The organism is Levilactobacillus namurensis DSM 19117 (assembly GCF_001434785.1).
In the GTDB taxonomy this organism is placed as follows: Bacteria; Bacillota; Bacilli; order Lactobacillales; family Lactobacillaceae; genus Levilactobacillus; species Levilactobacillus namurensis.
Genome location: NZ_AZDT01000042.1, coordinates 12,705 through 37,297, shown reverse-complemented (window position 1 = coordinate 37,297; position 24,593 = coordinate 12,705). Strand labels below are relative to the sequence as shown.

General features: G+C 53.7%; 21 protein-coding genes. 7 read left to right on the top strand and 14 right to left on the bottom strand.

The window, feature by feature from the left end:
• Positions 1–29: 29 nt before the first annotated feature.
• The gene (locus FD30_RS06590) at positions 30–413 is read right to left on the bottom strand and encodes a MarR family winged helix-turn-helix transcriptional regulator (protein WP_024747503.1); all 384 of its coding nucleotides are present in this window, start codon (positions 411–413) and stop codon (positions 30–32) included.
• 335 nt (positions 414–748) lie between these two features.
• Between FD30_RS06590 and FD30_RS06585 the strand changes: the two genes are divergently transcribed.
• A complete protein-coding gene (locus tag FD30_RS06585) occupies positions 749–1,567 on the top strand; it encodes a Cof-type HAD-IIB family hydrolase (RefSeq protein WP_024747502.1) in 819 nt (272 codons plus the stop codon).
• Between the two features lie 35 nt (positions 1,568–1,602).
• Here FD30_RS06585 and FD30_RS06580 read toward each other — a convergent pair whose 3' ends face one another.
• On the bottom strand, positions 1,603–2,427 hold the full coding sequence (locus tag FD30_RS06580) for an alpha/beta hydrolase (protein ID WP_056944375.1): 825 nt from the start codon (positions 2,425–2,427) through the stop codon (positions 1,603–1,605).
• A 291-nt stretch (positions 2,428–2,718) separates the two neighbouring features.
• Between FD30_RS06580 and FD30_RS06575 the strand changes: the two genes are divergently transcribed.
• The 3 genes from FD30_RS06575 (at position 2,719) to FD30_RS06565 (ending at position 4,941) form a co-directional block, all read left to right on the top strand.
• Complete coding sequence (locus FD30_RS06575; RefSeq protein ID WP_056944374.1) at positions 2,719–3,753, top strand: aldose epimerase family protein; 1,035 nt, start codon at positions 2,719–2,721, stop codon at positions 3,751–3,753.
• A 185-nt stretch (positions 3,754–3,938) separates the two neighbouring features.
• Positions 3,939–4,208, top strand: coding sequence for a 30S ribosomal protein S14 (gene rpsN, locus FD30_RS06570; protein WP_024747499.1), 270 nt, complete (start codon positions 3,939–3,941; stop codon positions 4,206–4,208).
• Between the two features lie 217 nt (positions 4,209–4,425).
• A complete protein-coding gene (locus FD30_RS06565; protein ID WP_056944373.1) occupies positions 4,426–4,941 on the top strand; it encodes a hypothetical protein in 516 nt (171 codons plus the stop codon).
• Positions 4,942–5,422: 481 nt separating this feature from the next.
• On the opposite strand, the gene FD30_RS06560 is transcribed toward FD30_RS06565, so the two are convergent.
• The 5 genes from FD30_RS06560 to FD30_RS06540 all read right to left on the bottom strand — a co-directional run bounded on the left by FD30_RS06560 (position 5,423) and on the right by FD30_RS06540 (position 13,100).
• The gene (locus tag FD30_RS06560; RefSeq protein WP_056944372.1) at positions 5,423–7,678 is read right to left on the bottom strand and encodes a glycoside hydrolase family 65 protein; all 2,256 of its coding nucleotides are present in this window, start codon (positions 7,676–7,678) and stop codon (positions 5,423–5,425) included.
• Positions 7,679–7,843: 165 nt separating this feature from the next.
• Positions 7,844–9,214 carry an SLC45 family MFS transporter gene (locus FD30_RS06555; RefSeq protein WP_056944371.1) on the bottom strand — a complete coding sequence of 457 codons (1,371 nt, stop codon included), beginning with the start codon at positions 9,212–9,214 and terminating at the stop codon, positions 7,844–7,846.
• Positions 9,215–9,774: 560 nt separating this feature from the next.
• Positions 9,775–10,743, bottom strand: coding sequence for a LacI family DNA-binding transcriptional regulator (locus FD30_RS06550; RefSeq protein ID WP_056944370.1), 969 nt, complete (start codon positions 10,741–10,743; stop codon positions 9,775–9,777).
• A 343-nt stretch (positions 10,744–11,086) separates the two neighbouring features.
• A complete protein-coding gene (locus FD30_RS06545; protein WP_056944369.1) occupies positions 11,087–12,418 on the bottom strand; it encodes a sensor histidine kinase in 1,332 nt (443 codons plus the stop codon).
• A complete protein-coding gene (locus tag FD30_RS06540) occupies positions 12,408–13,100 on the bottom strand; it encodes a response regulator transcription factor (protein ID WP_147000026.1) in 693 nt (230 codons plus the stop codon). Before FD30_RS06540 ends, FD30_RS06545 begins: the two co-directional genes overlap by 11 nt.
• Before the next feature lie 706 nt (positions 13,101–13,806).
• On the opposite strand from FD30_RS06540, the gene FD30_RS06535 reads away from it, so the two are divergent.
• A complete protein-coding gene (locus tag FD30_RS06535; protein ID WP_056944367.1) occupies positions 13,807–16,533 on the top strand; it encodes a YfhO family protein in 2,727 nt (908 codons plus the stop codon).
• A 171-nt stretch (positions 16,534–16,704) separates the two neighbouring features.
• On the opposite strand, the gene FD30_RS06530 is transcribed toward FD30_RS06535, so the two are convergent.
• The 3 genes from FD30_RS06530 to FD30_RS06520 all read right to left on the bottom strand — a co-directional run bounded on the left by FD30_RS06530 (position 16,705) and on the right by FD30_RS06520 (position 18,760).
• On the bottom strand, positions 16,705–17,076 hold the full coding sequence (locus FD30_RS06530) for a hypothetical protein (protein ID WP_024747491.1): 372 nt from the start codon (positions 17,074–17,076) through the stop codon (positions 16,705–16,707).
• Between the two features lie 145 nt (positions 17,077–17,221).
• Positions 17,222–17,413 (bottom strand): hypothetical protein, encoded by a 192-nt coding sequence (locus FD30_RS06525; RefSeq protein ID WP_056944366.1) that lies wholly within the window; start codon positions 17,411–17,413, stop codon positions 17,222–17,224.
• A 141-nt stretch (positions 17,414–17,554) separates the two neighbouring features.
• Positions 17,555–18,760 carry a cation:proton antiporter gene (locus FD30_RS06520; protein WP_056944365.1) on the bottom strand — a complete coding sequence of 402 codons (1,206 nt, stop codon included), beginning with the start codon at positions 18,758–18,760 and terminating at the stop codon, positions 17,555–17,557.
• Between the two features lie 255 nt (positions 18,761–19,015).
• Here FD30_RS06520 and FD30_RS06515 point away from each other — a divergent pair, with 255 nt between their 5' ends.
• Positions 19,016–19,213, top strand: a complete 198-nt coding sequence (locus FD30_RS06515) for a YjzD family protein (protein ID WP_024747488.1) — start codon at positions 19,016–19,018, stop codon at positions 19,211–19,213.
• 742 nt (positions 19,214–19,955) lie between these two features.
• Positions 19,956–20,870, top strand: coding sequence for an AEC family transporter (locus FD30_RS06510; protein ID WP_056944364.1), 915 nt, complete (start codon positions 19,956–19,958; stop codon positions 20,868–20,870).
• A 79-nt stretch (positions 20,871–20,949) separates the two neighbouring features.
• Here the strand turns inward: FD30_RS06510 and FD30_RS06505 are convergent, their stop codons facing one another.
• The 4 genes from FD30_RS06505 to FD30_RS06490 form a co-directional block, all read right to left on the bottom strand.
• Positions 20,950–21,648, bottom strand: coding sequence for a GTP pyrophosphokinase (locus FD30_RS06505; protein ID WP_056944363.1), 699 nt, complete (start codon positions 21,646–21,648; stop codon positions 20,950–20,952).
• A 10-nt stretch (positions 21,649–21,658) separates the two neighbouring features.
• Positions 21,659–22,876, bottom strand: a complete 1,218-nt coding sequence (locus FD30_RS06500; RefSeq protein ID WP_056944362.1) for an MFS transporter — start codon at positions 22,874–22,876, stop codon at positions 21,659–21,661.
• A 288-nt stretch (positions 22,877–23,164) separates the two neighbouring features.
• Positions 23,165–23,542, bottom strand: a complete 378-nt coding sequence (locus tag FD30_RS06495) for a DUF1634 domain-containing protein (RefSeq protein ID WP_056944361.1) — start codon at positions 23,540–23,542, stop codon at positions 23,165–23,167.
• Entirely contained in the window at positions 23,539–24,390 is an 852-nt protein-coding gene (locus FD30_RS06490; protein WP_056944360.1) for a sulfite exporter TauE/SafE family protein, read from the bottom strand. The genes FD30_RS06495 and FD30_RS06490 overlap by 4 nt, the downstream gene beginning before the upstream one ends.
• Positions 24,391–24,593 lie beyond the last annotated feature (203 nt).

Genomic DNA, 24,593 nt, shown 5'->3' with positions numbered 1-24,593 from the left:
CCGTGAATTTGATGATAATTGCGTCTAACTTACATCAAGCTGGTGATATCTGCGTGCAATTGATTCAAGCGGTCAACCACTTGGCCCCGCACTTGGGTGTAGACCTTGACCCCATCCGGTGTCAGCTTGAGGTTGTGTTGCCGCCGGTCAATCGTGGAGGCAATACTTTCGATCAGTCCCGCCCGTAATAACCGGGAGATCTGACCGGAAATCATGGACTTGGAAACGCCGATTTGGTTGGCAAACTTGGTCGGCGTGAAGTCTTCCCGCTGATCCGTGATGGCGTGTAACAGATTAAACTGTTCCAAAGAAATCGTGATTTCCTCCGTCTTAATCGTCGTTACTGGCCGCATAATCTTTTGTAATTGAGAAAACCATTCTAAGGATTGGCCCAAGTCGTTTGTTTGCGTCATATTGTCTACTCTTCCTTTCAAATTCTGCACTGTATTGCCTAGATGTTACTATTCTGACCCACTAACCGTTTATTATAACCGTTATTTTCAGCCTTTATGTTACCTTTTGATTAATAGTTTATAGCATTGTAAATGAAAAAACTAGTTATCTGTCGTTTCTTCATACTTTTTTCAAAAATCTTCCGTCGTCATTCTGGTCCCACGAACATCCCCGTAACCGGTGTCCCGTCTACCGTTATCCGGAATGTGTCCAGTCACCGATTCACGCGGAACCGTTGAACTTCGCGCAAAAACTTCGTATTATTGACGTAATAATTGACCAGAAGGAGCTCAGTATGCCAAAAATCAAAATGATTGCCACCGACGTCGACGGGACGTTCCTGAATCACGACCGCGACTATAATCACGCGCGGTTCGCACAACAGCTGCAACGCCTCACCGCCGCCAACATTCGCTTCGTGGTCGCCAGTGGAAACCACTTAGGCCACCTGCACAAGGTCTTTGCACCGACGCCGGCCGTTCAGACCTTCGTCGCTGAAAACGGCGGCCTGATCGTCGACCACGGTCAAACACTGTTCGAAACAGCCATTCCGTTACCGACCGTGCGCGAAGTCGTCCACGCCATCTTGGCTGATGACACCATCCGGCCCCAAGTCTTACGCCTATCCGGTGCTCACGGGACCTACGTTGTTCAGGGGAATCAGCCCTTAGATCCAGATGCCCAGGACTACTTCATCGACAACTTAGTTACGGTCCCCGACCTGTTGACCGTCGACGACACCATCTACAAGATCAATGGCGAATGGCCCAACGACTCGATCCAAGCCATGGCCGCCAAGTTGAATCAGCGGTTCCCGCAACAGATTCACGCGACCGCCAGCGGCTTCGGCAGTATCGACATCATTGCGCCCCACATGAACAAGGCCATCGGGATCACCCAATTGGCACAGGCCTGGGGAATTGCCCCCAGCGAGATCGCTGCTTTCGGGGATAACGACAACGACCAAGAAATGCTGCGCCACGTGGGACTAGGGGTCGCCATGCGCAACGGGACCGATTCGGTCAAGCGCGTTGCCAACCTCCTCACACCCACGGACAACGACCACGATGGGGTCCTCAACGTTATCGAGGCCATTTTAGCCGATGAAGTTTAACCCTAACTAAACCCACAGGACGGTTAACCCCTTGGTTAATCGTCCTTTTTGAGTGACCACAAAAGGCGGGCAATCAGCCGCCACATCCGCAAGGTTGAATGTAGCTGACCGTGACCCACTCCCTGGACGGGATACTCGTGATACCTCACGGGCGATTGTGCGACCACCCGACGCAAGGCCGTGGCTTGATCCACCGGTACCTCACCGTCCGTCTGGCGTCCCGCTAACAGGCCATAGACGTTATGGATCTCCGCTCCCGCGTTGGCCCAGAGGTTCCGCCGCCCCGCTAAGAGGTGCCGGTAGGCGGGATCGGGGACCGTCAGCGACGACGCTTCGTTGACCGGCGTGCCCAGTAACACCAAACGATGTAACCGTGGCAACGTCGGGTCGGCCCCGTCGTTGACCAGACTATGAACCATCGCACTGCCACCCCATGAATGGGCCACGGCGTTATAGGCCGTAACGCCGTAGCGCTGCTTGAGGGCGCGCAGAATCTGGGTGACCCAGCGAATCTGCTGCCGGTAATCCTTAGTCAGGTTCCGGTCGAACAAGACCTGAATGGTGGGGTTGGCCGCACCGACTGGCCAGTGACCCGTAACCCGCAGACGACCCTGGTAATCGACCCGAATCGTCAGAACCTTGGCGGCATATCCCTGCTGGGCAAACCACCGTAACATTCCATTATAGGTCCAGGCATTACCGCCCCAGCCAGGAATGAACAAGGTCGGCACGGTCGTGACCTGAATCCCCGCCCGGCGATACCGCCGATTGCGCGGACGGATGGCCCGCCGGCTCAACTCATGATAAGCCAACCAGGCGCCACCCAGTAAAACCGGTAACCACTGCCACTTACTCCTCAAGGCTGTCCCCCCTAAACCTGTATATTATGCCAGTTTTTTTAATTGTGCACAAGAGAAAATTTGTTACGCAAATATTCGGGCTTATTAACTAAATTATATCAAAATTTATCCGCATAAAATTTTCGTGCTACCCTAGAACGGTTAATCCCCGTGCCCATTAGTTTAGCTTACCACTTTCCCACCAGACTGGTCGCGTTGGGCCGCGAATTCGAGTTGACAATTGTCCGTATAAAAAATAAAATAGAAGTTAAATTGAAACCGCTTTTATTTTAAAGAAATCGAGGAATCACAATGCAAACGACCACTAAAGAATGGGATACTTATCAGAATCAACCTGTGACAGAATATACGGTAGAAAATGACCACGGGGTCCAATTATCCGTCCTCAGCTGGGGCGCCACGTTGCATCACCTGAACGTGCCAAGCGCCAACGGGTCCAAGAACTTGGTGCTATCTTACCACAAGATGGCCGACTACCTGGACAATCCGTTCTACGTCTGCATGGGCATCGGCCGGACTGGTGGCCGGATCCGGCGCGGGACCTTCCCGTTAGCTGGCAAGACCTACCACGTTGACGCGAATGAAGGGCAAAACACCCTGCACGGTGGCCCCCACGGCTTCAATACGGTCAATTGGGCCGGTAGCCTGGACACCAGTGACCCTGACGCCGCTAAGATTGTCCTGACCCACACCTTCACCAGCACCGCCGATTCCTACCCTGGCGACCTGGACGCGAAGTTGATCTACGGGCTGGACAACGACGACCACGTGACGTTAACCTTCGAGGCCACGGCCAAGACCGACACCACGGTCTTCAACCCTACGGCACACCTCTACTTCAACCTTAGCGATGACCAATTAATCACCGGACAGGCCTTGCAGGTCAACAGTGACGACCACCTGGACTTAGACAGCGAGAAGTTACCAACGGGCAAGTTGATTGCCAACGCCAACACACCGTTCGACTTCAAGGCGGGGCAAAACTTGGGTAGCGCTATCCGGGGGATGCAAGAGACCACGGAAAAGGGCTTCGACGACGTCTACCACGTGGTCCCCGCAGCGGATCACACCATCGCCAAGCTAAGCGACCCGCAATCTAAGCGTAGTGTCACCATCAAGTCGGACCGCAACGGGCTAGTGGTCTTCACCGCCAACTCCTTCACCAACGACCTCAAGTTGGCCGCCGGTGCTGGTCAGCCTTACATGGGTGTGGCCCTGGAACCACAAACGTTACCTGACTCCATGAACCACCCCGAGTTCGGCGACGTGACCCTGCCAGCTGGGCAGACACAACAGTACCATATCAGTTACGACTTAACTTATTAATCCCTGCTAATCCGTCATGCTTCGGCATGGCGGATTTTTGATACCGCTATCTAAAGGGCGGTAGCGTGATCAGTCTTTCCCATCTTTTAACAAAAAGTAAGCAAAATGATTGACCCACGATACCCCCTATGGTAATTTAGATGGGCACGATTAATCATTACTTTAGTGAAAGGAGTTTTTCTCGAATGGCAAAGAAGTCCAAGATTGCAAAGGAAAAGAAGATCGAAGCGACCGTCGCTAAGTACGCTGACCGGCGGGCCGAACTTAAGGCAGCTGGGGATTACGCGGCTTTAGCCCTGTTACCCCGGAACGCTTCGCCCGTCCGGATCCATCACCGGGATCACCTCGATGGTCGGCCACACGCCTACATGCGTAAGTTTGGCCTCTCCCGGTTGAACTTCCGGGAATTGGCCCACAAGGGTCAGATTCCGGGCGTCAAGAAAGCCAGCTGGTAAGACCAGTTGTGCACCGAACGCGTTTGTGATCCGCGGTTGTGGTCCCTACGCGTCTACCAAGCCTGTTCGGCCCGACACTTCTATCGGTGCACCGAACAGTTAACCCCATTCAAACCAATCCTCACCCGCGCGGTGGGGATTTTTTCGTAGTTTGACACCCCCCGCCGATTTCCGTAGACTGAGGGTTAATCACACTTTAAGAAGGAAGTTCACAACTATGCAAGTTGAATCTATCGGCTGGGAATTCGACGTTCTCCAAGCCAACACCTTCGACGACGCTTACCCGCGTCTCGAAGCCGTCTTCGTGGGTGTCGCACCCGCGATCGCCTATGATGCCCAGAACCACCCCAAGTTTAACCGGACCATCGAACGCCACTTACGCGACCTGGAAAAGGACTTGCGGCAAACTCACCAGACCGACCTCAGCACCCTAGGGACTGACGATCTGGCCCAAAACCTGGCCATCATCACCCGTTTCGTCACCGATTACCAACACCGGCTCGCTCAAGACATCCTGATCCCGAATCAGCTGGAACTGGAGAGCCTGACGCTGGGCGGTGAGTGGTTGTTGCTCTGGAACCAGGCGGCACCGCTGGTCCAACAAAAGGACCGCGAACGCGAACCCATGCCTTTCAGCGAACCGGCGACGTCCACTGAAACGCCGGCTTCCCAACCAACCCCACCGGACCACCCCGACGACGGCACCACGTCTAACGGTTACATGCCGGTCTAGCTTTGACAGTCGCCTTACCAGCCGCCTTACCGGACGACCAGACAGGGCTGGAACGCAGTGGGCACAACTTCGAGCCCAAAAAGCGGTCTCGAAGATTGGCCTTTGACTAGGGCAGCTAAGAACGCTCCCCAAGTCAAATTTCACTGCTGAGCCCTGTCTGGTCGTCCTCACGGCTCCGCTAGCATTAAACCACTAGAACCGCCGTTTAACGACCATGTCAGGGACCAACTGTCGATAGGGCCCAGCCGGTGAAATTGGCGTTAGGTCAGCGCATTTTTCTGACCTTAGGCCAAGGCCGAGTTTCAAGACTCACGGGTTAGGTGAGGCTTGAAATCGTGCCCACTGGCGTCACGGCCCTGCCAATCGACGGTTGGTCCCGAATGCCCCCACCCCCATCCAATACACAAATCAGCCCCGTCCAGTTCACCAACAGGACGGGGCTGATTTGTGTTATTGGGTGTAACTTAACATGAAACCGAATTTAGTGAATCGTAACCGTCTTACCGGCGACGTCGATGTCCAGTGGTTCGCCACTAATTAACTTGAAGTGAGAACCGGACTTGTCGACCGTAACTTCGATCAGGCGATCATGGAAGACTTGCCGGAAGGAGTAGCTGGTCCAGGTTTTTGGCAAGAATGGCGCGTAATGGAGTTGCCCATCACGAACCCGCATGCCAGCGAACCCTTGAACCACGGCAATCCAACCACCAGTCATAGCCGTGATGTGCAGGCCGTCCGTGGTGTCGTTGTTGTAGTTATCCAGATCCAACCGGGCCGTCCGGGAATAGAGTTCAACGGCCTTGTCTTCGTAGTGCAGGTCGGAAGCCAAAACGGAGTGGATGGCCGGGGACAGACTGGATTCGTGAACCGTTAACGGTTCGTAGAAGTCAAAGTTGGCCTTCTTCTGTTCCGGCGTGTAGTCGTCGATGAAGTCCCAGATGCCTTGCAAGACATCCCCTTGCTTGATGTACGGTGACCGCAAGATCTTATCCCAAGACCAGTGCTGGTTGATGGGCCGCTGGTCGGCTGGAATCGCGCTGACCGGTTCGATGTCCTTGTCTAAGAAGCCATCGTGTTGAACAAAGATGTTCAAGTCCTTGTCGTATGGCAGATACATCCGGTCAATGATATCTTGCCAGTGAGCCTTTTCGTCGGCGGAAACGCCCAACTTCTTAGCCGTGGCGTCATCCACTTGGTCCAGGATCTGCAGGGTGTACTTCAACGTCCACTGAGCCAACATGTTGGTGTCCCAGTTGTTATCCACGTTGTTTTCGTACTCATCAGCCCCTGTGACCCCGTGGATCATGTACTGATTGTTCCGCTTGCTGAAGTGGACCCGGTCCGCCCAGAACCGTGAGATTTCGGTCAAGACCTTGGCCCCTTCATGCAAGACGTAGCTGGTGTCGCCCGTGTAACGGGTATAGTTGTAGATGGCGAAGGCAATGTCGCCGTTCCGGTGAATTTCTTCGAACGTGATTTCCCATTCGTTGTGGCACTCGATCCCATCGAAGGTGACCATTGGGAACAAGGCCCCCTTGAGCCCCTGTTCCTTGGCGTTAACGTAGGCACCATCCAACTGGTTGTACCGATACATCAACAGGTTCCGGGTGACCTTAGGATCCGTGATACCCAGGTAAACGGGTACGGCGAAGGCTTCGGTGTCCCAGTAAGTCGCACCTCCGTACTTTTCACCGGTAAAGCCTTTAGGCCCAATGTTTAACCGGGCATCTTCGCCGTAGTACGTGGAGAACAACTGGAACAGGTTGAACCGAATCCCCTGTTGGGACTCGTCATCGCCGGCGATTTGCACGTCGGACTTGGCCCACCGGTCCGCCCAGATCTTGGTGTGGGCCGCTAACAGGTCGGCATAGCTTTCCTGGGCCACTTGGTCGCTCAACTGGTGCATCGCAGCCGTTAATTTCTCTTGGGTGTCGTAGTCCCGGGAGGTCACCACGATGACCCGCTTTTCCAAAGTCGCTTCAGCTTGCGGGGCCAGTTGCCCTTGGTAAGCCGTCGCCACTTCCTTGTCGTTGGGTTGGTCGACCGCCACGTTGGTCAGGTCCGTGACCATCCGCATTTCCATCCCGGACGTGAACCGTGGGGTGCCAAACGGGTTGGGCGTGGTCTTGGCCACGATGCTGCCACTCGTGGCTTGTTGATCCGTGTCTAAGACTTCCCAGAAGCGCTCGTCGTAGTTGGCCTCTTCGTTCTTGACGTCCGCGTCAATGGCCGGCAGGAGTTTTACGTCGACGGCCTGGTCGCTCAAGTTCTTGACCGTGACCTTTTGCACGGAGAGTTCCTTGGTGGCAACACTTAAGAAGCGTTGGAAGGTCAGGGCGACCTTCACGTCCCCGCGGACCACCGTGAACGAACGATTCAAGACACTGGTGTGCATATCGAGATCCAGCGTGAAGTCTTGAATGGTGTCCTTGGCCAGGTCAACGGCCTCACCATTGATCAGAATGGGCAACTTGATAAAGTTGACGGCATTGACCACTTTCCCAAAGTATTTGGGGTAACCGTTCTTCCACCAACCTACACGGGTCTTATCTGGATACCAGACACCACCCAGGTAGATTCCCTGTAAGGAATCGCCGGAGTACCCTTCTTCAAAGTCACCCCGCATCCCCATGTAGCCGTTCCCCAGGCTAGTCATAGACTCTTGGAGGCGCTTATCTTCCGGCTTGAAGGTGTGGGTCGTCACGTTCCACGGTTGAACTTCAAAAATGCGTTTCATCGTCGAAAAACTCCCTTTCTACTATCTTTCTTCTCTAAAGGTGCATCCTGATTTTTGCGTTAGCCCAAGCAAGGGCCCGTTCAGCTACCTAGCTGATACCAGCTGCGCAGCTGAACGGGTCCTTGGCGGTGTCGCCACCGTCTTGGACGCGTTTAAGTTTACGAATTAAGCCTTGAAGGTTTCCTTGATACTGAAGACGGAGAAGGCTCCGATGGCCATAATGACCCCGGCTAATAAGAACATCGCCGTTTGTGAGTTCCCCAACATTGGGAACAAAGCGAAACTAGCCAATGAGGCCACAATCTGTGGCAAGCAGATTGATCCGTTGAACAGACCCAAGTAAGTCCCCATGTGAGCCCCAGACAAGGCGTTGGTGACCATGGTCAATGGGTAAGTGTTCATCGCCGCCCATGCGATTCCGACTAAGATGAAGGAACCGATCAAGGCGTATTGGTTGTGAATGAAGAACACGGAAATGAAGCCCAAGGCCCCTAAGCCTAAACTACCAGCATAGCCCAACTTGTGAACACTATTCGGTAATTTAGCCAAAACGTAGGACCAAACCACCGCGGCAATGGATTGTACAGCGGCTAAGACCCCGTACCAGTTCCCAGCGGCTTGGTAGCCGGCGGAAGCGGCGTTGGTGGTGTTCCAAACGTTGGACGCAATCGCCCCAGCGGAGTAAGTCCAGAGGTATTGGAACGCAATCCAGCAGAAGAATTGAACTAAGGTAACCGTCCAGAAAACCTTTGGCGCGGTCTTCAGTAAGGTCCACCAGTTCCCACCTTGAGAATTGTCTTCCTTAGAGATACCGTGATACTTGGCGTAGGTTTCTGGGTCGTATTCGTGGACCCGGAAGATGGTCAGCAAGCTGGTCACGACCAGCAAAGCCGCACCCACGTAGAAGGCTACCTTAACCGTATCCGGAACGACCCCTTTAGCAGCCACGTTCTTCAAGCCGAAGTAGGCGAACAGGAATGGTAAGATTGCGGCTAAAACCGCGCCCACGTTAGACATGAAGCTTTGAATCCCGTAAGCGTAACTCTTCTGGTCATCATTGACCATATCCCCGACCATCATCTTGAAGGGTTGCATCGCCACGTTAGATGATAAGTCCAGGAAAGCCACGGTAATGGCCCCGAACAACAGGGCAGCTAGTGAAGCGTACCCGAAGCCCAGACTCCCGGAATTTGGTAACAAACACATCACAATGACGGCGACCAAGGCCCCTAAGGCCAAGTATGGCAACCGTCGACCACCTAGGCGTGGGGCCCAGGTCCGGTCAGAGTAGTACCCGACGATTGGTTGAACGATTAATCCAGCCAGTGGTGGCAAAATGAAGAACCACCCTAAACTGTTGGGGTCGGCCCCGATGGTTTGGAAAATCCGACTCATTTGAGAACTTTGCAACGTGAAGGCCGTTTGTACCCCCAGGTAACCAAAGTTGATCATCCAAATGGTGCTGGCTGATAATTTCGGTAACCCGGTCTTGGTGCTATCGACCGTGGTTGTATCTTTTGACACGACATCTGCCATGCGAAAGCCCTCCTTAAACCAACTCATGATAAAATAATTGCTAAAACGTTGCCCTATCGATTGAGCAACCGATTACATTGGTTATTATGGCACCGCTTTCATTTTAATGCAACCGTTTGCGCAAACTTTTTTCGTATTTGTCACGTATCCCATCTTAGTTGTTTCAGACAACGAACAAGTTCAACGCCCGTTTAACAGCTTTTAAAGGCGCCACACTAGACGACCAACTTTAGCCCCAACGCGGCAAAAAAATTTTACCGGCCTCCACCTCCGTGCAACAAAGGTCTGGACCAACCGCTACCTTTTTCTCAACAATCCGTAAAAAAAACCTTCCCCGACCAAGTTGTCGTAAGAAGGTTTTCGTGTGAGAACATAATATGATTAATTCAGTAGTTTACCAGCCACGCAGGCAACGCCCCACCACCCGTCACTAGGAAATGTCTAAAACCTAGTTGGGGGGACCTCCTGGCTAAAAGCTTAAAGGACCGCTGGACCTGATGTTTACACGACCGTCCGGTAAGGCGGATGACAATCACCATTGGTTGGCTTCATACCAGGCCCTAATTGATTGCGTAAGGAATCTGAATGCGTCCCGGCGTCGGTGTTTCGAGCGGATCGCGGTCACTGAAGAGTAAGGCGACCGTTGCTGACCCCATCTTCTCGGGGAACAGGTCGACCGAGTGCAGGTTGGCGTCGCTCATCCCCGCCGGTAGTGACTGGTTAAAGCTGACAATCGGGAAATGACTGATTGGGTACTGTTCGCGCATCAACCGGTAGAACTCGATGGCGTTGAAGTCATCGGTCGCCATGATGCCGTCAACCTCCGGATGCTGCTTAATGAACAGCCGGACCCGGTTCAACTCACCTAACTTGCAAGTCAACGGCTCCGCGTTAAAGTTGGCAGCGACCCGTTCGTACCCCTGCCGGCGCTGTTGCTCGTAAGCCCAGTTATGGGCCGACTCAACGAAGACGGGGTGCTTGACCTGAAGCTGGTCCAACAGATAGGTCGCCCCACCAATCCCGGCTTGTAAGTTGTCGTTATCGACGAAGTAATCTTCCGGATGGTCAGCGGCCGGTTGGCCAATCGTGACGAAACGCAAGTGATACTGCCGCAAGTACGCCGTAATCGCGTCATCGGGGTGCGCGTAAAGTAGGATGAACCGCTTGATCTTCCCCTGGGTCACCATGGACTTGACGTTATCCAACAATCCATCCGTGGTCTTACTAATGGCCACCGACAAGACGTAGTGCCGTTGCATCAGCTGGGTGTTGATGCCCCGCAGTAGGTCGATATAAAACGGATTTTCCGGGACCACCCGTTCCGTGGTGGGAAAGACCACACCCACGGCATTGGCTTCACCGGCCGTTAAATTTTTAGCATTATAGTTTGGCAGATACCCCTCCGCCTCAGCGAGCGCCTGAATGCGTTCCCGCGTGGCCAGGCTAATCCGGGGATTATTATTGAGGGCCCGGGAGGCGGTGGAGACCGACACCCCCGCTTTAGCCGCAATATCACGAATCGTTAACATGGCAATTTCTCCTTATTGACTCCTGACCAAATTCTACCATAAACCGCCTACCCCCACAAAGGACGCCTGACTTGAAAGTTAGACCAATGACACCGCGCTTGCGGTTTACCGCCAGGGCCCATCACCGGCTAAACATGCAGTCTGGCTGGTTCAATGACCCTCTGTTGTGATTGACCTAAAAGATGAAGCTTATCATCAAAAAAGGGACTTCCCTTGGGTGATGACGCTACCCCAGAAAGTCCCCTTCCATATGCAGGATGAGAAAAAAGTTCTAGCTTCGAGACCGCGCTGTGGCTCAAAATGGGGCCCACGGCGTTCCAGCCCCGTCTGGACTGCCGCACGCTTAACCTTTAACCGTCTTATGCCGCGTCGGTAGACTAGTCGGCGGGGTCAGCGGCAGCGTCGTCACGAACTGACTCCCCTGCGGCTGATTATCCCGCACTCCAATGGTGCCGTGATGTAGGTCAACGATCCAGTGGGCGATGGACAGGCCCAACCCGTTACCACCGGTCTGCCGACTCCGCGACGAATCGATGCGGTAGAACCGGTCAAAAATGTGGCGGCGTTGGTCCGGCGCGATGCCGATTCCTTGGTCAGCTACTACCAATTGCCACTTCCGGCCGATAATTTTTGCAGAAATGGTGATGGTACTGCCTTGCGGCGAGTACTTCATCGCATTATCAATCAGAATATTCATCAACTGATGAATCAAGTTCTGGTCCAATGTGGCCTTAAAGGGCGTGATGGGCGTCAGCACCAACTGCTTCCCCTGACTGGCCGCAATCTCGGTGTAGGGTTCCACTGTCCGGGACAAGAAATCGGCGACTTCCGTCCGTTCAAAATTGGTCTGCAAGGTATTGGAGTCCGACCGGGCTAACGCTAACAGGTCATGCGTCAGCTTCTGAAGTCGCTGACTTTCACTGTTGGCAATCGCAATATTTTCTGCCTGATCAATGATTTTATCGTTAGGCTTAGTCAACAACAACTCCAGTTTATTCTGGATAATGGTCAGCGGCGTCCGCAGCTCGTGAGCCGCGTTCCCCACGAACTCGGTCTGCCGCCCCCAGGACTTCAGAATCGGCCGCATGGTCAGCCGGGACAGCCAGACACTGATCAGAATGGAGAGGAGCCAGAAGATGCCCATGGTCATCAGCATGATGCGCCGGAAGTTGCGCATGGCACTCTTCTGGGGATCGATGTTCTCCATAATCAAGAGGTACCGTCCCGCAAGCGACCGGTCATTATTACTCTGCGGCACCTTGGTCAACAGGGTGCGGAAGTTATACTTGCCCCCGACCACGATGCTTTTGAGCTGGCCGACCTCTGAACGGTGTAGCTGAATATCCTTCAAGCTGTCGTACCGTGAGCCCAGCTGGGCCTGGTTGATAATCTTACCCTTGCTGTTAAAGACCAGGGTGGTGGTCATAAAGGGGTGGGCACTGCCCCCCTTATTGGGCTGTTGCTTCTGTTGCGTATCCCGCTGAGTCATCCGGTGGGGCGGGCCCGCCAACCGAGCCGACCGCTCAACACGCAAAGTCTGGTCCGTACTGGTCAACATGGCGCGGCTAAACAGGACGAAGACGATGATGCCTAACAGGATGAAAATGAGGGCAAACCCCACGAAGCTACTCAAGAACAGCCGCCACCACTGCGACCGGTTCGCTTTATTGCTCATCAGGGGCCTCCACGATATAGCCCGCATTCCGGATGGTGCGGATCGACAGCGCGCTCCCCGCATTCTTCAATTCCTTCCGGAGATTACTCATATAGACTTCCACCACGGACAGACTGGTCTCGGAGTCGAACCCCCAGAGCCGATTAAAGATCTGTTCCTTGGTAATGATGGTCCCGGGATTGCCCGCCAGATAGGCCAGCAGGTCGAATTCACGGCCTTTCAAGGTCAACGGGTGACCCGCGTAAGTAGCTAAATGCTTACTGGTGTTAATCACCAAATCGCCTAGTTGAATCACGTCGCTACTGTTCAGGTGTCCTGAGCGTTTCAGCAAGGCCTTCATCCGGGCCAACAACTCTTCTCGGTGGAAGGGCTTGGTCACGTAATCGTCGGCCCCGTCGTTGAAGCCGCGAAGTTTATCCGCAATCGTATCCTTGGCGGTCAGAATCAAGACGGGGGTCGAGATGTTCTGGTGCCGAATATGCATCAGGAGGTCCAACCCGCTCTCGCCCGGTAACATCAGGTCTAAAATGATGGCGTCAAAGACGTCTTGACTGGCTAGAAATTCCCCCTGTTCCCCGTCGAACGCTACGGTCGGCTCACAGATGGGCTTGATCAATTCTACAATATCTGCTGATAACTCCCGTTCATCTTCAACCACCAATACTTGGGCTTTTGCACTCAATGGCACTTCCTCCTTTAGCATGTCTCTTATGAATTACTCGACTGACATTCGCCTTACCGGGCGACCAGACAGGGCTTACACTGACCCAGAATTGACCACCAACGTTCAAGGCTACATTGACTCCTCGGATTAATCGGTGATAGCCGGTGGTCCCTAGGCTCTAATTGCCATCAAGGCCAGCTGCCAGCTTACATGTTGAATCGTTTCTGAAAATTTTAACGCATAACTTAATGGCGCTCTGGTCGCCCGGTAAGGCGAATAACCACCACAATCTTAACGCTAAGCAAATTCTACCTAAAAGTATAGCTTACCTGACGAAGAATAACGCCACCTTAAACCGGATTTATCTGAAAACGCTAATTTTCTTTGAAGATTGGTCCGCTACGACCCATCTTGCCCACGGTTAGCGGTATTCTCAAGGCATATGGTATCCTAGTATAGTAAAAAATAGTGGTGAGTAAGTGTAAAGCCACCAAACCTATTAGGGGCAATTCAAACCAAAGGTCACCATCAATCACGGTATTTCGAGTATGATTAAGCGGAGATATCGATTAAAGCGGTTCACCAATCCTAACGGGTTACGGAGTCTCGTTAGGCGCGGTCACCCCACTGGCTGGCCACCGCGTTCAGCGGTTAAGCAACCATCAGCGCCACTGCCCTAGGCGACACCTATTTTTCATTTTTTCGTACGGAGGGATTGTTAACAATGAAACAACATCGCGATACTTTAGCGGCACTACGCGTCAGTCGCTGGGTATATGGGGGAGCATTCTTAATTCCACTGGTCATCCTGTGCCTAGCTTTCTGGCACCTCAAGTTAGCCCCATTCGGGCCCAAGAACCTGCTATTCAGTGATATGGGGGCCCAGTACGTCCCCATCTTGGAATACCTGCGGACCACCATTCTCCACGGGCAATTCCACCTATTCTCCCTATCATTAGGGACCGGGAGCGGCATCGTCCCATTATTGACCTACTACGTGATTAGTCCGTTCAACCTGATTGTCCTCCTCTTTCCCGCGGCCCACATCACCACGGCCCTGAGCTGGATCATCCTGTTGAAGGTCAGCACGATTGGCCTCACCATGGCGGTCTTCTTACGGCACGCCTTTCTCAAGAGCGGTTGGTCACTCCTGCTCTTCTCCACGGCCTTCAGTCTCTGTGGCTTCGTGGCCATGTACTTCTACGACATGATGTGGCTAGACGCTTTAATCTGGTTACCCCTAGTGGCGCTAGGCCTGCACCGGCTGGTCGACCAACACCACTTCGGCCTCTACACGGTTAGTCTGACCGCCACGATTCTTTCGAACTACTATATGGGCTACATGACTTGTCTCTTCTCGGTCCTCTACTTTATCTATCTGATTGTTGAACACCAACCGACCAAGACCAAGTTCCGTAGCGTCTTGCAAATGCACACCGCGGCGATTCGGCAGTTCTTCATCGGCTCCCTACTCGCCGGCGGCATGACCGCCGTGGTCCTCTTACCCACGGCGCTGGGCATGTTGCTGACCGGTAAGAGCGACGTGTTCTACCAAAATTACCTGCCGTCGCCCCTCTTTGGTCCGGAAGTCCTGGCCCAATTCGGCCCCGGTGGCAGCACTTACGTCACCCACCTGTATCACGCGCCAACCCTTTTCATGGGGACACTGATGTTCCTACTGGTCATCGTCTACTTCGTCTCACCCCGTATCCGGGCCGTCGAGAAGAACCGGACCATGTGGCTGTTGATCGTCATGGGACTCGGCCTCTTCGTGACCCTATTCAATACGGCCTGGCATATGTTCCAGCAACCCGCTGGTTTCCCGTTCCGTAACGCCTACTTCTTCACGTTCCTGTTGCTGATCACGGCCTACCGCGCTTGGCAGACCCACCCGGCACAGTCGATGAACGATCCCCAAAAGATCCTAGCCCTGGTCTGGGGTGCAGGACTCCTGATTGTCGGTTACCTGTCCGCCCACGTCTTCCCTAAGCTGTACTTCAAGGCTGCGGCGACCCTGAACAACACCCTGTACCTCAAGAGTCAGCCCTCCTTCCACTGGATGTGGCTGTCACTAGGACTCTTACTCTTGAGCACCATGTTGCTGTTCATCAGCGAATGGCGCCCACTTCGAATTGGTTTACTGGGCCTACTTCTAGCCACCGAACTGGGTGGCAACTACCTGGTCGCGAACCGCGGGATCGAGTTCGGTAACCAGGCCGCCTTCGAGAAATACTACCGCCAAGATAAGGCACTGCTCGCAAAAGTCAACGCTTCCCAGACCACCAGTGACCTGCACCGGGTCGAATTCCTGCACGCCACCATCAGTAAGGCCTACGATGGTCCGTACAACCACTACAACGACCCCCTGCTGTTCAACTACTCGGGGATCAGTTCCTACTCTTCGACGCTGGTAGAACAAGCGCGGGTCTTCCAGCACGACCTGGGGTACTTCAGTCCTAACGTGCGACGCATCAGTCCCCAAGGTTACACCCACGTGACCGATACCCTACTCGGGGTCAAGTACCGGCTCAACGCCTTCAAGGACCCACAGATTACGCCCCTATCCTCCTACGCCGGGCTAGGCTTCGCCGTACCCGCCAAGTTGGCTAAGGTCCAGCTGAACGACCAACAGGCGCTCTATAACCAGGAGAAGGTCTTACGGGCCCTTGGCGCACCCCAAAACACCTTGGCACCCACTAGCATCTTAAACGTGTCCACGCGGCGGGCGACCGCACACGACATGGTCAACATCCCCGGTAAGTTCCGGACCCTAAAACACGACGGCGACCGCTACTTACAGACGGTCAAACTCCGGGTCAACGCAACCGGCTTGCTTCACGGCTACTCTCCTGACAACAACATCATCTATTCCAGTCTCCGGGTCAACGGGAAGAAAGCCAAACCACTGACCAACGCGGACGGGCTCCGTTACGTGATCAACCTAGGACAACACCAGCGGGGAACGGTACTCACCGTCAGTTACGTAACCAACAAGCCTACCGAGGGGTACCACAACCAGTTCGTGTCACTCAACCAACGGCTCTACCGGCAGTTCACCCAGCAGTTGCGTCAGCAATCGCTACACTTCCGGGCGGATAACCAGGTCTCACGGCTCTCCGGAAACGTGCAGGGAACGCCTGAACGCAACCTCCTGTACCTGGCCATTCCGGATACACCGGGTTGGTCAGCGACGGTCAACGGCAAGCCCGTGGCCATCACTTCCGCGATGCACGCCCAATCACTGATTCCCGTGGTCAAGAACTACAAGGGCATGATCGGCGTGCCCCTCCAGAACGGCCAGAACCACGTGGTCTTACGTTACCGGACACCCGGTCTACGGGCGGGCGCCATCATTAGTCTGGCCTGCTTAGTGCTCTTCGGCATCCTCTGGTTCACCGGTGAATGGCTCCGACCACTCGAAACCAAGCATAGTCACCGCCACAACGCTTAAAATTTAAAATATTCTCAAATGGCCGCCAGAAAAGTTCTGGCGGCCATTTTCTGTCCTCTAAGCCCTTAGTGGGACGGTGCGCGGTGCGGGCGGTCCTAATGTGTCATCCAATTAAAAAAGCCAACCAACGGGGGCGCCCGCTAGTTGGCAACTGACCACGCAAGGACCTGGTCAGTGGTAATCCTTCTCATCCACACTTTCTGGTAGCCGCTGGTGCAACCAAAGAATCAATAAGATGTTGGTCGCAATCAAGCTTCCGAAAGCTTCTAACCCCAGCCGCGTCACCGCATGCTGGCCAAAGATGGCCATTAGCGAGACTAACACGATCAACAATAACGTGTTGGCGTAGAGCCCGAAACGGTTGGGGAAAAAGGTCGTCAGGGCGATCATCCAGGTCGCCGTACCGAATCCTAAGACCGAAATCGTCCGGAACGTGACGGCGCTGATCCCCGTCAGTTGGTTGGGTACCATTCCGACCAAGACCAACGCTAAGAACGCTGCGACTAGGCCCAAAACGGGTACCGCATAGTACAATTTTGACATTAAGCCACCTCCCCATGTGTTACGTTCACCATACCTAATCTGGGACGGTAACCCTGCGCATTCTGCCTAGTTGACACGCAAATTGACTAAACAAAAAAAGCGCTAGAAATTAAATTCTAACGCAACTTAATCGATTCGTCTACCCCTATCGTTTAGCCGGACGGCCCCCCGGACCCATGAAGAGCCCGATGAAGAGCCACATCAGACCAATGCTCACCCCTAATGGATCACGCCAGACTAGGCCAAACAATCGCAATCCGGCGTCTCCGAGCAAGAACCCGATGCCAATCCAAAACGGCCAGTGTCGATAGAAATGATGGTTAAAGCCAATTTGCATCGCCAATCTCCCCTATTCGTCACGAAACTTTCCCAACGAACCTAGTCGCCTGCTTTATAGGACCAGTTTACCACGTTCCTTTAGGGAGACTGTACGCAATGACTAAACGATGCTCAAAATCGTAGCCCGCCAGGCGAGCTTTTACGAATGCGATTCTTCTTCAACCGACCGCACTTTCGACCGGTCCGGCTGGCCTTGGGTCACCCGGTTCATCGCCAATCGCAACAGGAACGGTGCCAAGAGCGTCGCCAAGACGATGGCCGTCACAATGGCGGAGTAACGGGCCGTTGACATCAACTTAGCCGCAAACCCGATCTGGGCAATGATCAACGCCATTTCCCCCCGGGAGACCATCCCAGCGCCGACAGCTAGGGAACTGTGCCAGGAAAAGCCCGCCAGCTTGGCGCCACCACCGGCCCCAATCAGCTTGGTCAACACAGCGACGACCGTCAAGATCAGGATGAATCCTAACTGCTTACCGATTCCGCTAAAGTCCATGTTCAAGCCAATGCTGACGAAGAAGACGGGGATGAAGACCGCGTAGCCCACCGGTTCAATATGCCGATCGACCACGGACCGTGCGGACGTTTGTGAGATGGCGATACCGGCGAAGAAGGCCCCCACCACGTCGCTCAAGCCCACGACTTCGGCAACGTACGCCATCCCGAAACACAGGATCATGGCCATCAACGTTGCCCCCATGGGGATCATCAACCGGTCCCCAATCTTAGCCATGTACGGCGCTAACCAGCGCACCACGAAATAGATGGCCACAAAGTAGACCACCTGCAGCAAGGTGGTGACTAACAGGTTGCCGGACGCGTGCCCGTCAACGGCGGTCCCCGTGGTCGAGACCAGGACACTTAAGATGATGACGGCTAACACGTCGTCGACCACCGCCGCACCCAGAATCGTAGTCCCTTCCCGGCTACTCAACGCGTTCATTTCCTTTAAGACTTCTACAGAAATGGAGACCGAAGTCGCCGCGAAGATGACGCTGATAAACAGGCTCTCCGTCTGCGGTAAGTGGTAGCTGATGGCCACTAGGTAGGACCCCACCACCGGAACGATGACCCCTAGAATGGCCACTAACACGCTGGGCTTCAAATACCGTTTCAATAATTGCAGATCACTTTCCAGCCCCGCAATAAACATTAAAATAATCACGCCGATTTGGGCAAAACTATCCAGGTTCTCCGTCAGCTTCAACCAACCCAACATCGCCGGTCCCATCACGACACCGACCAATAATTGGCCAATCACGGCCGGAATCCCAATTCGCGTACTATAGTGGCCCACAATCGTGGTAGCCAGTAAAATCAACGTTAAATCTCGTAATAATTCCATCAAATTCCCCCTTTGGCGCACAAAAAAAGCGCCCACTTCACCTCTATACCTCCCCAACCCAAGGAAAGTCACATTCTTGAAAGCAGTCGCTTCAACCCGATTTTGTTCAATTGCAACTCATTATACCGAACTTATTCGGCCAACACAACCAACGACCCTCGTCAAGAAATTTACCCTTCCGAGGTAAACGACACTACCCGCCACCGGGCAATCGTGTTAAACTAAGAACGATTAACGATTGTGAGGTGACAGCAGATGAAGTGGCTAGAATCAAATCTAGTAGTAATTTTTTGGGCAGTTATCTTCGGTGAAGTCATTGGCTACATCGGTGAGTCATTGGAACAAATGACCTACCGGCCGATGCAACTAGGCATCACCATGGCAATTGTCGCCTTTATCGCGGTCAATGGGGTTACCTTATTGTCGCGTGATAGTAACGCGAAGAAAAACTAAGGCCTACTAACCGACGAGCTTTCGCCATTAGGCAACTAATGCGCCGACCAAAAGCACGATCGACTCCCCGCGAGCCGACCGTGCTTTTTTGGTGAAAGTATCCCCCTATGTCATCCGCCTTACCGGGTGCCCAGACAGGGCTGGAACGCCGTGGGCCCCACTTCGAGCCAAAGAGCGGTCTCGAAGCTGGGCCTTTGACTAGGGCAGCAAAGGACGCTCCCCAAGTCAAATTTCACGGCTGAGCCCTGTCTGGGCACCCTCACGGCTTACAATCGTGTAAACCTAAAGATAGTTGGCTATCCTGAAGGTTCTTTAAGTTTTGAGTGATAATCAATCTGCCAATTAGTCTTTAAATAGTCCCCAATCGGTTGTTGGAATCACCTGGAATTACGAATAGTAACGGTCGAGGACTGTTTGGTTAGCTGATGGTTGCCAGTAACTTCAGCGTTAAATTGTTCGCTAGTTGACAGCCCGGAGGCGAGCAGAAGCTCAGCTAGCGAATGATGGTTAGTCAGCGTTTTTTGCTGGCTTATCATCAGGCCGAGTTTTGAAATTCGCGGTCTTGGCGAAGTTCAAAATCGTGCCCGCAAGCGTTCCAGCTTCTGAGCGCCGGAGGGCGACCAGTTTACGCCTAACTAACACGACGTGGATAGACGGCGTTCCAGCCTTGTCTGGCCGTCCGGTAAGGCGGACATGACCGTCAACGTTTCACAAACCCATACAGAGAGAAGCATCGTTTACCATGCAACTTACACAGCTTACCGCCCAAATTATCCTGATGTTCGGCCTCATGTTGATTGGGGTCCTGATCAATAAGTGCCACTTGATGCACGCCCAGACCGCCAACGACCTGACCAACATCCTCCTCTACGTGGTCTCCCCCTGCCTCATCATCAACGCCTTCGAACAACCCTTCTCCGGGTCCCGAATGCACCAGTTTCTCCTAGCCGCACTGGCGACCTTGCTCTGGTACTTAGTGGTCACCGGCCTGGCTTGGGCCATCTTCGGCCACCTCAAGGACCCCAACCTCCGCCGAATCACCCAGTACGGCAGTATCTACTCCAACGCTGGGTTCATGGGGATCCCCCTGATCAGTGCCCTATTCGGCAGTACCGGGGTCTTCTACGCCGTCGTGGCGCTAGCCGGATTCAACCTCTTCAGTTGGACCCTAGGAGTTCGCCTATTCCACAACCAGACTAGCCACCAGGTGCGTCAGGTGCTGCTAAATCCCAACATCATCGCGATTGCGGTGGGGCTACTCCTCTTCTTGACCAGTTGGCACCTACCCACCACCCTTAACCGCATCGTCCAAGCCGTGGGATCCGTCAATACGCCGCTCTCGATGATCGTTATCGGCAACAGCCTGGCCCAGATTCACCTGAGCCGGCAAATGTTGAATCCCTGGCTGGGACTCACGCTCCTCTTACGCAACCTACTGTTCCCATTGATCGGTGCGGGACTGCTCACCCTTTTGGGCGTTAGCGGCATCGCCTACACCACCACCTTGATCATGATTGCCTGCCCAGTCGCCGGGATCGTAGTGCTCTTCACCTTGCAGATTCACGCCGACGCCGCACCCGCCATCGCGGTCATGAGCCTCTCCACGGTGCTCAGCCTGGTGACGATTCCCCTGGTCGTAGCCCTCGGCGCCCATTAACTTCTCCAGAACTAGTAAAAATACGGCCCAAAATTGTCAAACCACAATTTTGGGCCGTATTCGTGTCACGTTGCTTGAATCAATCCGTCTCCGAATCGTTCACGTTCCGGTTGCTTTCCGCCCGAATCTGATTCTTGATGGCGTTCATATCATGATCCAGTTGATGGACCATGTCCGCTTTGCGTAATAATTCTTGCCGGAGTTCCGCTTGGTGACTGATTTGTTTCTTATAATTAAGCTCATGCTCCAATGACGCCCAGAAGTTCATGGCAATCGTTCGAATCTGGACCTCCACAATGACTTCCTTCTTCCCCGCCGCCAAGTAGACCGGCACCGCCAGAATCAAATGCAGGCTGCGGTAACCGTTGGGTTTGGGGTGGGCCACGTAATCCTTGCGCTTCAAGATACGGACGTCCGGTTGCTTGGCTAAGCGGTGCTCGACCGCCGTGATGTCGTCTTCGAACCGCACGATGACCCGGATCCCCGCAATGTCGTGCATTTCTTGGGGCAACGTATTCAAGTTGAAGTCCAGGTGCTTACGTTGCACCTTTTCCACAATGCTTTCCGGTGATTTAATGCGAGTCTGTAGACTATCGACCAGTGAGTGGCCGTTTTGAATCTTATACTCCTGATCCAGGTACTCAATCTTGGTCTGAAGCACCCGAATCGCACTCCGGTAATTCAGCATCATTTGTCGAAATTGATCGATGGCTTCCAGGGTCGCCGGATTATTCGGTAAGTTCGCTGGTAAGTCATCTTGTGACCGTACACGTACCATCCTATGCCTCCTATGCGCGTTGCCGCCAGTGGCGAATCTCAGGGACTAGCCACCAGAGCAACAAAAAGTTTACCAGTAACGTCAAAGCCGTAAACGTAAAGACACCGCTGTAGTTGAAGAGGTTCGCGATAATCCCCCCAAACAAGGAGCCAAACATACTCCCCAGCGCCTGAAACGATTGGTTCCAACTAAAGACGGTCCCGGTCAATTCCTGCGGAGAGTTCTTGGTCAGCATGGTCTGGACCACCGGGAACAACGCACCATCGGAAATCCCAATCATGAACCGGAAAATCCCCAGTAGCCACACGCTGGTCACAAAACCTTGCGGGAAGTACATCAAGATGGCAAAGACGTACCCGAAGACTAAGATCCGGGCCGTACCTTTGCGGTCCCCGTACTCCCCCAGCTTCGGCGCCGCAATCAACGTCGAAAAGCCGGGGAGTGCGGCGATGATCCCGGCGACCACGGTCACCGGTCCGACCCCGTGCATCAACTGCCGCACGTAGAGACTGATGATGGGCGTAATCGAATTGTTCCCCATCTGAATAATCATGGTCGAGACCAATAACACGATAATCAGCTTGGGATTCTTAAACGCTTGGAGCCAACTGCCCCCCTGCGCCTGCTGGGCGCGCGTAACGGGGGTGAAGTGTTCGTGGACCAGCGTTGCGCTCAAGAAGAACACGATGATCAGAAAAATCCCGGTCAGTAAAAAGGTCCACCGAATCAAGAAGACCTGGGCCATGATTCCCCCTAACACGGGGCCAATCAGGTTCCCACTGACGTATCCGGTGGTTAAAATCCCCAGCGCGTTGCCACTCTTGTCCCGCGGGGTCTCCGCGGCGACTAGGGCACTGGCGTTGGGGATGTACCCCGCAAACAAGCCTTGGAGGAACCGCAACCCAATCAACTGCCAGACGTTGGTCACAAAGCCCATCAAGCCAATCACCAGGGCCATCCCCAACGATGACCGTAACAGCATCAGCTTCCGGCCTTTTCGGTCCGCCAAGCGGCCCCACACGGGTGAGATCAACGCAATCACTAAGAACGTGACCGCGTACGTGACCCCACTGTACAGGGTCAGCTGACCCTTAGTGAAGGTGCCGAGATCATCAACATATAAGGAAAGAAACGGCATGATTTCACTAAAGCCCATGCCCGCAATAAACGTTCCTAACCATAGCACGGCAAGATTACGGCGCCACTGCTCCGGCTTCCGTTTTCCCACGATGCCATCCCCTCTTTCTTAAATTTCTAGCGACTTACCTTTGTATAGTCTTTAGTTTAGCATATCTGGCCGGCAGTCGCGTCTTATCTGTCATGCGGTAACTTTCTTGGTGGATGTCCAATTTGGCTGTGAGGTTGGTCCTTAACTAAAGGTAGGACCAAGGCGGTTGTCGCAAATTCAAGCCCTACACAAAATGATGCCAGCTGAGGAAGTTGCCCAAGGTCCGACCGATGATATGATGGCCTTGGACAACCTCCTCAACTGGCATCACCAGTTTGGCGGCTTATTTTACTTTCCGTAGACCCCAATCACTAAGGCCACGATCAAGATAACCAGTACCGCCGTCGTGATGGCGACGTACAGGCGGTCCTTTTCACGATAAAAGGCATAAATGGACACAATCACCCGCAAGACCGGGGTCAGAATCAAGCAGTAGACGCCTAGCATCATCACGGCATAGGGCCGGAACTGGACGACCCCCGTCAGGATGGTCTGCATGCTAGTCGGCACCGTGCTCCCCGGGTAGCCGGATTGCCCGGTCACCAGGAACAGGACCAGTCCGATGGCCATGATGATGGCTGAGATGATGACCCCAATCTGGAGGATGCGTCCAATGATGGTTTCGACTTGGGCCATTTCCTTGGCCGTTGTTGGTTTTTCTGTCATGAGAAGAGCTGTACCCCCAATCCTTTAAAGACCATCTGTAGACCGATGTAGAGCAACACCGGGATAAACACGATTCGAATCCACCGCGCCGGTAGGACCTGCATGATTCGTGACCCAATTACGGCGCCGATCAAGATTCCTAACGCCATTGGTACCGCAATTCCCGGCAGGATCGACCCGTTGAAGAAGTACACGGTCGCACTAGCGGCCGCCGTGACCCCCATCATCAGATTCGACGTGGAGCTCGACGGCTTCAGGGGCATCTTCATGAAGGTATCCATGGCCATGACCTTAAACGCACCGGAGCCAATGCCCAACAGGCCGCTGGCCACCCCGGCACCGAACATCACGGCAAAGCCCGCGGGGACGTTTTCGACCTGATAGTCAACGTCGCGCAGCTCGGCCTTATCAAAGTAACTGCCGTTAAGCTTCAACTTGGCCGCAATCCTATCGGGCGTCACCCGCTTCAAGACTTCCTGTCCCCGCCGCAACTTGCGCACCATGTTCCAGGCTGAAAAGACTAATAAGCAGCCAAATAAGAGATACAAATACTTGGGGTCCAGGATTCCCGTCATTAAGGCCCCGATAATGGCCCCAATGGTCGTGGCAATTTCGAGAAACATTGCCACCCGCAGGTTCAAGACGTTATCCCGTAAATACGCAATCGTTGACCCCGAACTAGTGGCGATGACGGCGATGATACTGGCACCGATGGCGTACTTGATACTCAACCCCATCCCCAGCGTCAAGATTGGCGTGATGATCACCCCCCCGCCGATTCCCAGGATGGCGCCCGCGATACCCGCAAAGAGGCCCACCCCTAACATGATTAAAGCAGTTTGCACCATGAGTCCTTAATTCCCCCCAATTTCTTTTTTAAACAACGCTTACAATTATTTATCTTTCCGGCCACCAGAGCAAATGACTGGCTTGGCCCAACGAGGCTTTATTGGGCGATTATTCACAAACTAAAGCTCTTATAAATCAGCATTACTAGTATAAGCATCTATTGATTGTGCACTAATAAATAAAAGCTGCTTTTGGCCTACCA